This window comes from Flavobacterium cerinum (genome assembly GCF_024496085.1).
In the GTDB taxonomy this organism is placed as follows: domain Bacteria; phylum Bacteroidota; class Bacteroidia; order Flavobacteriales; family Flavobacteriaceae; genus Flavobacterium; species Flavobacterium cerinum_A.
The window spans coordinates 3127627-3140375 of record NZ_CP101751.1; the positions used below are offsets into that span (position 1 = coordinate 3127627).

18 protein-coding genes are annotated in these 12749 nt (G+C 32.5%); 2 read left to right on the forward strand and 16 right to left on the reverse strand.

Annotation, left to right across the window (positions count from 1 at the left end; translation table 11 throughout):
- Positions 1 to 172: 172 nt before the first annotated feature.
- Positions 173 to 481, reverse strand: a complete 309-nt coding sequence (locus tag NOX80_RS13985) for a winged helix-turn-helix transcriptional regulator (RefSeq protein WP_256550418.1) — start codon at positions 479 to 481, stop codon at positions 173 to 175.
- Between the two features lie 184 nt (positions 482 to 665).
- On the opposite strand from NOX80_RS13985, the gene NOX80_RS13990 reads away from it, so the two are divergent.
- Positions 666 to 1583, forward strand: a complete 918-nt coding sequence (locus tag NOX80_RS13990) for a DsbA family protein (RefSeq protein WP_256553016.1) — start codon at positions 666 to 668, stop codon at positions 1581 to 1583.
- 135 nt (positions 1584 to 1718) lie between these two features.
- Entirely contained in the window at positions 1719 to 3257 is a 1539-nt protein-coding gene (locus NOX80_RS13995) for a serine hydrolase (protein ID WP_256550419.1), read from the forward strand.
- Positions 3258 to 3323: 66 nt separating this feature from the next.
- Here NOX80_RS13995 and NOX80_RS14000 read toward each other — a convergent pair whose 3' ends face one another.
- From NOX80_RS14000 to NOX80_RS14070, 15 genes are all read right to left on the reverse strand, one after another.
- Positions 3324 to 4073, reverse strand: coding sequence for a hypothetical protein (locus tag NOX80_RS14000; protein ID WP_256550420.1), 750 nt, complete (start codon positions 4071 to 4073; stop codon positions 3324 to 3326).
- A 176-nt stretch (positions 4074 to 4249) separates the two neighbouring features.
- On the reverse strand, positions 4250 to 4600 hold the full coding sequence (locus tag NOX80_RS14005) for a hypothetical protein (protein ID WP_256550421.1): 351 nt from the start codon (positions 4598 to 4600) through the stop codon (positions 4250 to 4252).
- A 256-nt stretch (positions 4601 to 4856) separates the two neighbouring features.
- Positions 4857 to 5459 (reverse strand): hypothetical protein, encoded by a 603-nt coding sequence (locus tag NOX80_RS14010; protein ID WP_256550422.1) that lies wholly within the window; start codon positions 5457 to 5459, stop codon positions 4857 to 4859.
- Between the two features lie 357 nt (positions 5460 to 5816).
- The gene (locus tag NOX80_RS14015; protein ID WP_256550423.1) at positions 5817 to 6380 is read right to left on the reverse strand and encodes a hypothetical protein; all 564 of its coding nucleotides are present in this window, start codon (positions 6378 to 6380) and stop codon (positions 5817 to 5819) included.
- Positions 6381 to 6483: 103 nt separating this feature from the next.
- Positions 6484 to 6918, reverse strand: a complete 435-nt coding sequence (locus NOX80_RS14020; RefSeq protein ID WP_256550424.1) for a hypothetical protein — start codon at positions 6916 to 6918, stop codon at positions 6484 to 6486.
- A 115-nt stretch (positions 6919 to 7033) separates the two neighbouring features.
- The gene (locus NOX80_RS14025) at positions 7034 to 7420 is read right to left on the reverse strand and encodes a hypothetical protein (RefSeq protein WP_256550425.1); all 387 of its coding nucleotides are present in this window, start codon (positions 7418 to 7420) and stop codon (positions 7034 to 7036) included.
- A 120-nt stretch (positions 7421 to 7540) separates the two neighbouring features.
- Positions 7541 to 8053, reverse strand: a complete 513-nt coding sequence (locus NOX80_RS14030) for a hypothetical protein (RefSeq protein ID WP_256550426.1) — start codon at positions 8051 to 8053, stop codon at positions 7541 to 7543.
- A 73-nt stretch (positions 8054 to 8126) separates the two neighbouring features.
- On the reverse strand, positions 8127 to 8681 hold the full coding sequence (locus NOX80_RS14035) for a toxin-antitoxin system YwqK family antitoxin (RefSeq protein WP_256550427.1): 555 nt from the start codon (positions 8679 to 8681) through the stop codon (positions 8127 to 8129).
- 35 nt (positions 8682 to 8716) lie between these two features.
- Positions 8717 to 9094, reverse strand: a complete 378-nt coding sequence (locus tag NOX80_RS14040) for a nuclear transport factor 2 family protein (RefSeq protein WP_256550428.1) — start codon at positions 9092 to 9094, stop codon at positions 8717 to 8719.
- A gap of 10 nt (positions 9095 to 9104) precedes the next feature.
- Positions 9105 to 9560, reverse strand: coding sequence for a hypothetical protein (locus NOX80_RS14045; protein WP_256550429.1), 456 nt, complete (start codon positions 9558 to 9560; stop codon positions 9105 to 9107).
- Positions 9561 to 9608: 48 nt separating this feature from the next.
- The gene (locus NOX80_RS14050) at positions 9609 to 10094 is read right to left on the reverse strand and encodes a DUF6756 family protein (RefSeq protein ID WP_256550430.1); all 486 of its coding nucleotides are present in this window, start codon (positions 10092 to 10094) and stop codon (positions 9609 to 9611) included.
- A gap of 63 nt (positions 10095 to 10157) precedes the next feature.
- Positions 10158 to 10742: a hypothetical protein gene (locus tag NOX80_RS14055; RefSeq protein WP_256550431.1), complete on the reverse strand. Its 585-nt coding sequence runs from the start codon at positions 10740 to 10742 to the stop codon at positions 10158 to 10160.
- A gap of 146 nt (positions 10743 to 10888) precedes the next feature.
- Positions 10889 to 11551 carry a hypothetical protein gene (locus tag NOX80_RS14060; RefSeq protein WP_256550433.1) on the reverse strand — a complete coding sequence of 221 codons (663 nt, stop codon included), beginning with the start codon at positions 11549 to 11551 and terminating at the stop codon, positions 10889 to 10891.
- Between the two features lie 79 nt (positions 11552 to 11630).
- Positions 11631 to 12059, reverse strand: a complete 429-nt coding sequence (locus tag NOX80_RS14065) for a DUF6678 family protein (protein ID WP_256550434.1) — start codon at positions 12057 to 12059, stop codon at positions 11631 to 11633.
- Positions 12049 to 12666, reverse strand: a complete 618-nt coding sequence (locus NOX80_RS14070; RefSeq protein ID WP_256550435.1) for a hypothetical protein — start codon at positions 12664 to 12666, stop codon at positions 12049 to 12051. The genes NOX80_RS14065 and NOX80_RS14070 overlap by 11 nt, the downstream gene beginning before the upstream one ends.
- Between the last annotated feature and the right edge of the window lie 83 nt (positions 12667 to 12749).

Consider the following 12749-nt stretch of genomic DNA (forward strand, 5'->3'; position numbering starts at 1 on the left):
ATTTCTGTAATCAGCAATTGTGTTCCTGATTACGGGTGCAAATATAGGCAAGATATTCGATTTTACAAGCCTTTTTCAAAAAAAATGTTCTTTTTAATCCTTTATAATTCCTGTTATTCTTTGCATTTATCCGACATTCAACACTAACATTTTAAAGATCAAACAGATGTCGTTATTCCGAAACAAATTCAAGTTGTCTGAAAATCGGTACAAGCGCATGCCCTTTATCCGTAAGAGTATATTCTATATGTAGCGGTTTTTGCTGAATCACTTTTTTTTCCAGTAATCCGAACTCCTCCAATTCCCGTAAGGCCACCGAAATTGTTTGTTTATTTGATCCTTTTATATTCCGTAATAAAGTATTAAACCGGATCGGACCTTCCAGTGCATGACGAAATAACTGTGCTTTGTATTTTCCGGACAATAGTTTTAATAAACCTTGTGCCGGGCAATCATAAGCTTCATTGGTATCTTTTTCCATGGTCATTTTTTTCAGACTAATTGACTTGTATTGAAATTCTTTCAAACTTTGTATCAAAACTACGAATTTATTAGCAAACCATTTTTGAACTATTAAAAGCCATGCCTTAATAAAAATGAAACTATTATCGTTACTATTAATACTGATCAGCAGTGTAAGCTGCCAATCGCAAACCCAATCCAAGATGAGTGAAAACAAAACAAATCCGCTATTATGTGATCCTGAAACCGGTTCTTGCGAAATCCCTTCCGGTAACACACAAGGAGAATCCATAACAATTCCCGCGAATGCAAAACCCGTTAAAATAATTTATTATACTGATCCGATCTGTTCTTCCTGTTGGGGCATCGAACCGCAACTGCGCAAACTAAAATTAGAATACGGTTCGCTTATTGAAATCGATTATCGTATGGGCGGACTCCTACCCGACTGGAGCTATAATAGCGGCGGCATTAGCAAACCCAGTGATGTAGCGCATCATTGGCACGAAGCCAGTTTATACTATAAAATGCCAATTGACGGAAATGTATGGCTGGAAGATCCGTTGGATTCTTCCTATCCATCCTGTATCGCTGTAAAAGCAGCTCAAATTCAGGATAAAAACAAAGCTGTTACCTTTATGAGAGTCCTGCGCGAAAAACTTTATTTAGAGAAAATGAATATTGCTAAATGGGAAAACATTGAATTATGCGCTCAGCTAACAGGACTGGATACTAAAAAATTAAAGCAGGATTACGACAACGAAGCGAAAAAACTTTTCCAGGACGATTTACAACTGGCACGTCAACTGGGCGTAAGAGGATTCCCTACTCTATTCTTTTCGGATGCCGACGGCAACAAGTTAACCGTTTACGGTTCGAAGCCTTATAGTGCGTATGAAAATGCTCTTTTGGCTTTATATCCGGATGCAAAAAAGAAAAAAGTAGAAAACAACGAACCTTTATCTTTATTTGATCATTATCCAACACTTGCCGTAAGAGAGTATGCCGAAATTTTAGATATTCCGTTTGCTAAGGCCAATGAAATTTTAGAAAAATACACCAAAGAAGGTATTCTGACTAAAAAAAACATCGAAACCGGTGCTTTATACCGAAAAAAATAAGCTGTTTTAAAAACTATCGAAAAATTTAAATATTGAGAAAAATGCTATTGGTAACAATGGCATTTTTGTTTTTTATCCGGATACAGCGAGCCATAGCAATAGAAAAAAATGTAGTTTTGAGAAAAATAAGAACATATGAAGTTTCTTTTACGCTATCTTTTTTGTTTACTCACTCCTGCTACGCTATTGGCTCAGACTGCAAAAGCGAATCATAACATTGATCAATTGTCAGGTATCGATTCTGTACTTAACAGTGTTTTAAAAGACCAGCATATTGCCGGTTTTGCGGTAGCTGTTGTAAAGGGAAATGACGTGATTTATAGCAAGGGATTCGGTTATCGCGATGTTGCGAACAAGAAACCGGTAACCCCCAATACGCTATTTGCAATTGGTTCCAGTTCCAAAGCTTTTACGGCTTCTCTTTTAGGAATCCTTAGAAAGGAAGGAAAACTGACATTTGAAGATAAGGCTGTTGGCTTACTTCCGCAATTGCAATTCTATAATGATGAAATGAACCGTCAGATTACGCTCAGGGATTTGATGGCACACCGATCCGGATTATCCCGATACGATTTATCGTGGTTTTTATTTAATACCCAAAACAGAGATAGTATAATCGCACGGGTGAAATATATGAAGCCCACTGCTGCCGTACGCGAAAAATGGTACTATAATAATTTTATGTATCTCGCGCAAGGTATGATTACTGAGCGATTTACCGGTAAAACATGGGAACAAAATATAACGGAAAAGTTTTTTATTCCGTTAAACATGACACGTTCTAACACTGATATTAAAACCTTCCAAAACGATAATGATGCTGCTTTACCGTATACGGTAGAGAAAGATAATACGATTAAAAAGATCCCGTATTACAACATTAACGGAATGGGACCGGCCGGAAGTATTAACAGTAGTGTAACCGACATGGCCAACTGGTTAAAAATATGGCTTAATGAAGGGAAACTTAACGGAAAGGAAATTTTACCGGTTGATTATATTACGGAAGCTGTCAGTTCTCAAATGGTTATGGAAGCCGCTTTACCGGACAAACACGAAGATGTTTTTCTGGCTAATTATGGTTTAGGTTGGATGATCGGTTCCTATAGAGGCCATTATGTGGTGGAACATGGCGGTAATATTAATGGTTTTTCCGCTAATGTCGCTTTTTTCCCTTCGGATAAATTAGGGATTGTTGTTCTGACCAATCAAAGTGTTTCAAAAGTGCCGACAATTATAACCAATTCAATTGCCGACAAAATGCTTAAACTCACACCTTTTGACTGGAACGGAGAAGTAACAGCAAAGGCTAAAAAGGCAACTCAAACAAAAAAAGAAGCTCAAAAGTTTGCTTTAAATACAATGCCGTCACATCCGTTAAAAGACTATGCAGGTTCTTTTTTTAATCCTGCTTACGGAACAATCAAAATAACGTTTGAGAATAAAAACTTATATACAATATTAGGTGACGAAAAGATAGTCCTAAAACATATGCATTATGATGTTTTTGATCCGAGATCCATCGATAAAAACGGAAAAGCCGATACGGAACAAAGTAATTTAATGTTTAATTTTTCAACCGATTTAGAGGGCAAAATTCAGTCAATAGGAATTTTCCTTGACGGTAGCGAAAAACCGGTACAATTTGATTTAATTAACCCGGTAAAAAAGTAAATAAAAAACTCCGACATGGCTGTCGGAGTTTTTTATATAAAGTCATAGCAATGTTGTAAATAGCTATTAGTGAGCATAACTGTTATAGTAGCGACCATTTATTTCCGGTAGGCTTTTATCTTTAAACCAACCGGGATGTATCAGTACTTTATAAGTAGTCGATAGTGTATAATCGTCTTTTTTTCTGGATTTTTTAATTTTACCTTTTGAATAGCCGATGATAAGATTATCGGCTACATCCCGTCCGATATCAAAATAATCAATACCGTTCTTTTTAAACCACTTTCGGAACGGATTTTCCTCTCCGTTATTATCAGGACCAATTTCGTATAATTCAAGATAGATATCATGGATTAATCGTATAAGAAAACATCGTTCTTTATATTCTCTACCGATTCTATGGAAATCAAAATCAACATCCGGATGCGTTGTTTCGACTTCTAAATCCAATTCTAAGACCGGAAGTTCTTTTTTACCCAATAACGGCGCCCAAATATTATAACCGACAAATAACGGTGACCAAAAAAGCTCTTTTATTTCATTTGAATAAGAGTCTTCCAAAATTTGCCATTCTTCTTTTAAAACATAAGGATGCATCTCCTCGGGTAGCATTTTAGAATTGTACTTATTCGATTGGGATACCAATTCCTGAAAACGCTTAACACCAACAAATTTTTCTTCATTCGTTACATCAATTCCTAATGATTTAGCATACGATTTAAAATTTCGGGAAGGCGCCTGAATACAAAGATTCACTAAATCTTCTGTATCCCATAACTTCTCATTGGATTGGACACAAAATCTATATTTGCTCATGTTCTTTTGTTATTTGTTTTTAACGTTTAATATCCTTTACAATTTCAGCTTTTTTATTACTGATTACTACAAATATAATAAAAATATTGAAAGAAAAAACTTACTTTAAAACAACCGTACTTACTCTAAATTTTATAATGTTCCTTTATTAAATCCCTTTAGAACTGTGCTTACCTTTATTTATAATAGTCTGTAAAATTTACTTCGACTTTTATATAATTTTCATTGGCTTCCAAAATTGAATTTATTTTTAAAAGACATTCCTGGTTATTACCCGCCATTATAAAAGCTAAACCCCAAATATCTTTTGAGATTATGAATCCCCCCATTTCAGAAGCGATACTTATCAAAATCTCGTCATTCATCCATAGATCCGTTATGTCTTCGATATTAGGGTTCAGTTCTGAAATTGCATTTAATAAATCAGATAGAAAAGCTTCATTTTCTGCACCTTCTACAAACTCTATTAAAAGTCTTAAGGAATCATTTGAGGAGCCATATTCCGGACGAAACTTGTATTTGTACATTGTATTTACTTTAAGCTGGTCTTTTAAACTTTTAAACCCTTAATTTCACAAAACCGCAATTATAAGATGGTTGAATTGAAGCTGTATTTTTCATCCAGCTCTTCAGTTTTTATTTTGTGCGTTTCTATTAATTCACCGAACTTATTGTAAATGGTAAGCCGGCCAAATTCATTTTTATATTTAAGTTCAACTTTATGAATTTGATCATTATGTATAACAATTCTTTGAAATTTCTTAAAACTATTGCTATACATAATTATGGATTTCTTGGAATTTCACTAACTTCTGATTCATATCTCCGTTGAAATAATTCAACCTGATGATCGGTCAAAAGAAAAGTTGAAAGATCATTTCCCCCATTAACTAAATAGAATCTTTCATCTGATTTCTTTAGCTTAAGAATTTCGTTTAACTTCTTGAAAAAATTATTTGCCGCAGAATTCCAAAACGTTTCATTATCTAATTCTTCCTCTGTATAAAGAATTATTTTTTCCCCATTAATACTGATTTCTCTCATTTTTTCAGTATTGTCTGTTTTTTCTACAATCAATGTAATATTTCTTTTTGACAGCATTTTAACCAATTGAGGTACAAAATAATCAAAACTGAATTCTGCCAGTTCTTCCGCATCTATTGCCGCAAACTTATTTGTGTTTTCATTGTAAATGTCTAAAGAATCAATTTTATTAATATCCACATTTTGTTCTGAATATTTAAAAAAATCTTCTTTAATCAATTGACTTTTAAACTCTTTTTCTGTAATATTTAATTTCTTGGCCTTGATATTACCTCTAATTCCGTTTTCTGTTTTCTTAGAACACGAAACAAATACAAGTATAATAAAAATAATGTTCCTCATAAATTAGGTTTTAGCATTTAGGCATACCATTCTGTAGCTTTACGCAGTAACAACATTGATAGTACCTTTTATATTTTATTCTTAACGTTACAATATTATAAAATCTAACTTTCCGTTATTCATTTTATCCCTTTGGGCAATACAAGTATATCAAGGAATTGCAATGTATTTTGAATGATCAACTTCAGTTAAATGAAGATGCATTCTTTTCTTTAAATAGGTCTCATTCTCTATTTTAATTTTTCTTATGCTGCTTTTTGCCATTTCTCTTTTAAATAAACGAAGTGTTTTCCCAAAAAACGAACCGTTATACCAAACCCTTGTTACTGATTAGCTGTTTATTTTAAACTAACTATTCTAATGTCTCCACTTTCCTTTAAATTTACCATTGTAAAATATTCCGTCCCCTTTTGCTACAATGTTGCAATTCGGAATTTCGCTTGCTATTTTTAGAAGACCTTCAAATGTATAATTGTTTTCCCATATGTCTATAATAATGGTTTCCAGGTTTTCTAATACCGTTAATTTTCTCAGACCTTCTTCCGTTATTCCTGTTTCGTGAATTTGCAGGTCCAGTAAATTTTCCAATTCGGCTAAGTCTGAAATACAAGCGTTTGTAAGTTGCGGATTATCTTTTAATCTAAGGCTTTTTAATTGTTTTAGTTTCTTCAGATAGTGCATACCGGCGTTTGTAATTTCAGTTTCCTGTAAATTCAAATTTTCAATTCCACTGCAATTTGATAGATGAAGTAATCCTTCGTCATTAAGATTAGTACCGGAAAAACTAGCCGATTTCAGATTCGGAAACCGGTTCAGATAAGATAACTCATTGAAATTACTGAGTGGTTCTTCCCCTTTAAGCAAAAAATGTTCACTGTTTATATCGTAGTAGTGATTCCCTATTTTTATTTCACTTTCCATTTAATGATCATTTATCTTATACCTTATAGGTTGTTATTTCATGGATTTAAATTTGTGCTGTCAGGACTGAATTCAAATATAGAAAAATGCCTTAAAGCTCCCATTAGGATCCAAATAACCATCTAAAAATGGTATAAAAACCAATTACGGCTCCTATAACTACTATTGCAATTAACGATAAGCATCCATATTTAAACATTTTGTCCTTAAAGCTTTCTACATGAGGTGTTGTATCTTCTTTAATTTCATTGCGCGCTTCAGAAACCGGTTTTATGTAGGCAATCATTTCCCCGCTCATCCACTCCTTTCTCCATTCAAAATCAATATAGTTTTTTTCGGTGTTATTGATAATCGTTTCGGAATCCCTTGATGCTTTTAAGAGTTCAGCAGCAAACAATTCAAAGCCTTCTTTATTTGCTTTAATATGCATTTCATCTTCATCTTCACCTTCACCATAATATAAGCCAAATGAAGCTTTATCTTCAGCATTATTATTCGTTAAACTTTGAATGATTTTGTCTAATTCTTCTTTTTCCATTTAGTTTGTTCAAGTTGCTTTTATGCATAATTTAAATAATCGACAGCTATCATTTCGAGAACCATTATAGATTCAAAACCAATCTTTAAATCCATGTTTCGTTGCCGACATTATTTTATTCGTAACGTATTCCGAAGCTATAACGTTTCTTTTTTGGGTTTTTAATGATATAGGTCGCTTCTACGATGGCAGTAGATGTACAAACTTCATCAGATGTTAATCTATATATTAAAATAATACTATCTTTTTTTATTTCTAAATCCCCGGAATAGGTTCCGCAGGCATTGGCATCAATTTTTTTTGATATATAAATAATCTTGTCAATGTATTTGGCTTTTACTTTTGAGTTTAAATTAGCTTTAAGTTTATCGTAGTTCACATCGTCAAGTTCGGCAAGAAATTCAGAGTTAAAATATATTAGATTGGGATTTACTTCTTTTTTCTTTTCTGCACAAGAAAAAGTAAGAATGCTCATAATTAAAAAGCAATATGTTTTTTTCATTAGAATTTATCGTTTTTTTTGCTCCCCTGACCTTATGCAAAGACAGAACTAAAATATTCAAAAGTTAGCTTCATTATAATCTAAAAATTTCAGGAAAACCGCTGTTAGTTGTAGTCTTTTTTAATCACTCCCTTTTATTTGAAGAAATACAATTTTTGTTTCATCAATTTCAAAAATAATATCGATTCCTGTTAATCTATAGAAGCTATTTTCAATGAGTTTTAATTCATAAATATCCGATGCGCTTCCTGCAAATTCTTTCTCCATATAATTAATGAAGTGATCAATTGCATTTTTGATGCTAAAACCTAAATCTTTAGTCAATTCATTTTCAGTATAATCAGCAGTAAATCTTCGGGTTAAACCGGATTTTAATTCCGTTTCCAGTTTATTTTTCCAGTCATTACATTTAACTATTTCAAGTTTCCAATCATATGGATATACACCGAAAAGTTCGTATGAATTATTTTGAATTGCACTTTCAATATTTCCGGCTGAAAAGTTAAACGCAAACAGTTTATACTTCATTCCAACCACAGAATAAGATTTTATTAATTCCAGCGCATTCAGATACCCATTCAGATAGGTTAATTTTGTTTGTAAAATTTGATCTTTTAGTTCTTCGTTTAACATGCAATGCTATTTATAATCTTTCGGTTAAAATTACAGCTAACGCTCTTTCAGGAGTTGTTTGAGGTTATAAAAATTAGTTTTTTATTTTACCATTTTCAAAATTTTGAACATCAATCCGATTGCCGTCTATGTCATATGAATTCAGGCTTCCGGTTCCTTTTTTTAAAGTGCCTTTTTCTAAGGGATTTCCCTTTCCGTCATAACAGGAAAAAATTTCCATTAAATTTCCGTCTTCATAAAGCCTTTCGGTGTAGAGATTACCATTAGAATGATACCAGATCCACTTCCCGATCATTTTACCGGATGCTAAATTTCCTACTCCTTCTTTATTTCCGTTATCATGATAAAAAAGCCATTGCCCATCTTGTTTTCCCTCTTTAAAATTTCCGATTTGCCGCAACGTTTCATTTTCATGATAAATTTTCCAAATACCGGTCTCTTTATCATCTTTAAATGAACCTTTTTGGTACATTTTTCCATTTTGATGATAATATTTCCATTGCCCGTTTTTTAATTGATCAACCATTTTTCCTTTCATTTTTAATTCTCCCGTTTCATAGAACGTTTCTGATGATTTACAGGAAATAAATAAAATGAGTGTCAAAAAGGATAGTAAATAGTTACGCATTGATTTTATATATTGTTTGATCATTATTACAAGCCTTATATTGCCATACAGCTTCCGGCTATCACTTTTAATTGATTGTCGACTATTTTCCAAACTCGCAGATAACGAAAATTTCCTTCAAATTTTTGCCCCGACATTGTTCCTGAAATCCTGGAAGACAGAGTAACTACAACGTTTTCTCCGATTTCTTTTATAGCTTCTATTGCTGACGTGATTTCTTCTAAAACCAGGTTTCCGGATTTGTGTGTTTCTAAATCCATTTCCTTGGTAATTACTTCGCCGCCCGGAAGAACAAAAAGCAAATCATCATGAAGTAATTGCTCCAGGATCTCGACATCGCTTTTCTTCATCGCTTCGAGGAGTCGGTTTTCAATTTCCAGTATTTTTTGTTGGTTAAGAGTTGTTGAATTCATAAGTAAATTTTTAGCCGTTTTTTTTAATTTCGTCCGTATATTCACTAATAAAATAATTGTCTCTTTTAATTACATATCCATTAATGATATAATCACCTTCACATTGAGAGAATGCATAAATTTTATCATTTTGCTTTTTTATGGTAATAAATTCAGCCCATTTTTCACGTTCAAACCTATAATCATCACTAATTTTCTCTAGCTTTTTTTCGACTGTGCTCTTTAATGTCAAGAATTCATTTTCAGATAATTCAAATTTTAAATCACTCTCTTTTATATTTGAAATTCCCCAATGACCTTCTGTTTTTCCGTGATCCTGCTTCCGTAAATAAATTTCGCAACTCGGACACCTAGCTTTGTAAGTAATTCTGTCAGCTTGAGGTTTTCCGTCCTTATCTCTCATTCTTGCCCGACGAATTATTTGTTTTTCTTCCAATTGATAATTACAAATTATACAAATATCCATATCATTTATTTTTAAATATTGGCTAACGCTCCGTTACAAGCTCTTTTCTTAGTTATTAATATTGGTAAGTTGTCTAAGCCTGTCCGGCATTATATGCCCGGTTGCTATTAAGATTCCATGATGATTAATACATAATAGCCAATCATATTTCTTTGAGACAATATAAAGTTCGTCTATATAGGATGATTGTTCAGTAATTATCTGAATAGGCTTGATCTGCCCTTGATAAAACCAAAATTTGTTCATCTCATTTACTGTCTCGTTAACGAAAAACCAAACACTCTCCTTACTGTCTATAAGTTTATCCAAATACACATAAGGATATTGTTCAATCGAAATAGAATATGTTTCAAGTTTAAAATAGTTCCAAAGCCAAACAGGTCTCGATTTATGGTGCGTCAGTTTACAAAATGTCTGGTAAATTTTGTCCTCAACCTCTTGCCATTCATTTAGTCCTAAAGACCGGAATTGATTCTCCTTAAACTCAAAGTCTTTACTTATTGTTTCAATTTCTTTCCGTAAATCAGTCCACATAATTTTTATTTTTAACAGAAAAAAATAAACCAACAATTACATAAATCATTGTTAGCAGTAGTTCTAATTATAATATTCCGTTATTTTAACAATAGTCTTTTTCTCTTTTTCTAAAATCTGAATGCCTCCATAAATTATATTATCTTCAGGATCATCATCTTCAAATTCTAACAGAACGGATGCATCATCATTATCAACTCGTTTGAATTTACCTTCAACTAATTTTTGGCAATAATTGTCAAATTTAAACTTACAGGCTACATCATTAATTTTTTTTAACAGCGTACTGTCTGTTTCTTTATTAGGATAAAGAGCTGTGCTAATTTCTACAGAACTGACAAAATGATAACAACCACCTTGATATAAAGTTAAAGTATCTCCGTTATAGGCGACTATTGCTCTGTTATTTTTCGGATCCCAAACATATTTTTTGATACCAAGTTCATCTAGCCATTCTTTGGTTACTACTTTGTAATTATCATCAAATATACAATCCGAATTGCTTTTCTCTTTACTGCTTTCTTCTACTTTAGAAACTGTATCCGATTTGCTATTTTTATTAATTTTATTATTATTTGATTGCGTCTTTTTCTCCGTACAAGAAAGCGTTATAATGAATAGTAATAGATAGTAAATTGTTTGTCTCATAAAATTATTATTAACTTTAACATTTTTAATACGTTAACTTTTTGCTTTAAAACCATTCCGTTAAGACGGAATTCAAACATATATAATTGCCCTGAACTCCCAAACTTACACTTCTGTCCGCCAAGTGTAAAACCGGATTGCACAGATTAGTAATTTTCCATCTGCCAGTCAAAATCTATTTTTCTGAAATCGTGATCAACATATTTGTATTGACTTACCAAAGTATTCATTTCGATATCACGTTTAGCAGGATCCAGGATAAGCCAAAGCGTTTCGTCTATTTCATTTAAGTTGTCCTTAATAAGTTTTTTTAAGTTGTTTTGCAGATAAAAACTATAATGCAGACCGGCTGAAAAACCTTCTAACATCCCTTCGTTCGGATAAATCAGTTTATAAACCTCTTTTCTAAAAAGGAACAAATTATTATACAACCAACTTATGTTTACAGGTCTTTCATTAATATCCTCTTTCATAAACGGATACAGTAAAATTATAGTTTCTCTGATTTTTTCAGAGAGTACTGCATTTCCATTTTCTTCCCGGTCATGAAGGAATTCACCTTTTAATACATAATCAAGATTGGTCAATTTATTCAGATGTCTTGCTCTGTCCAGACTTTCCTTGTCACCTACAATGGAATATTTTATTTGAACAAGCGGATTTACATACTTTTTTGTAAGTCCGAATGCATCAAGTAATGCTTCTATTTGCTCTAATCTGAGGTTTGCCGGTTTACTATTTTTATTTTGAGGAAGTGACCACAAATATTGATAGTCTAAAATTTTATATAATAAGTCTTTTGCTGTCATTTTTTAATTTGTATATAATATTTGACGTTGCTATAAAGGTAAACTTTTGTTGTCAGCCTTGTTTTTGATTATCGTACCTCTATTTATATCCGTAAATTTTTAGTCCGTCTTCTGTTCTATCATACTCAAATTGACCCAAAAGGTTTATTATTTTTTCAAGTGTATCTAATGGTTGATCAATAATTTCAGAGGTTAATTTTTCATTTCTGTTCCAACGTTCTGTTTCATATTTGTCAGGAATCAATAGCCACTCTATTTCTTTGAACTTAAATGGTCCTAATTCGCTTACATCACCAAAACCTGTTTCATCAAATCCGCCAAAATGGAATTTATACTTTCTGTCGGTTAATAGGAATTTAATGTATGCCGAATGGATTTTTATGTTTTCATTTTCAATTTCTGAAAATAATTTAAACCATTTTGCATTATTCATAAAGGAAGTTCGTTTTAAAATTTCCTTTTCCAACTTACTTGCATGGATTGAATAATTGTCTTTATTATTTGTCATAATACGTATACGGTTCTTTCAGGTTATATTTTTGTTTCACCTCGGTTGCCCAGGTGAAATATTCCTCTTTAAAGTTGTTAAAGTTACATGGAATACCTTTTGTCCAGTACATATCACCGTGGACTAACAACATAGCCCAATGAAACTCTAATTCGTGGGTAATAAATTCAACGTCAGAAATTGTTCTGGGTACTTTTATCAGGTAGGAATTATTTAGTTTTTCAGTTGCTAAATCATAGTCTATCTTTCCATAGTTGACCATGATATGCTTTACAAATTCACAAAAGGAATATTGATTAAACAGTACTCCTGTTTCGTCATCTTCAATTCGAAGTCCGTCTGTGATACTTTCAGTTATTAGTTTGTCCCATACTCTCATGTCCGGACTACACCAACCTGTAACAATGTCAAGTATATCATAGGCGTTGTCCCGTAAAGTTTCATCATTTGAAAAGTCGATGGCTAATTGTTCCACAAGTTTTTTAGCGGTTTCCTGTTCTCCTCCTGAATCCTTAAAGTCTAATAGAATCTTTTGAATGTCTTTATTAAAACAGTCATCCTGTTCTATTTTCTCTTTTAAAATTTCTTGTAGTTCCTTGTCGGTCATTTTTTTATATGGTGTGGTTCTAAACAGCTTAGTGAAACGGTGATATGTAAAACCGTTTTTAGCGGTAACATTTATAAATGGTA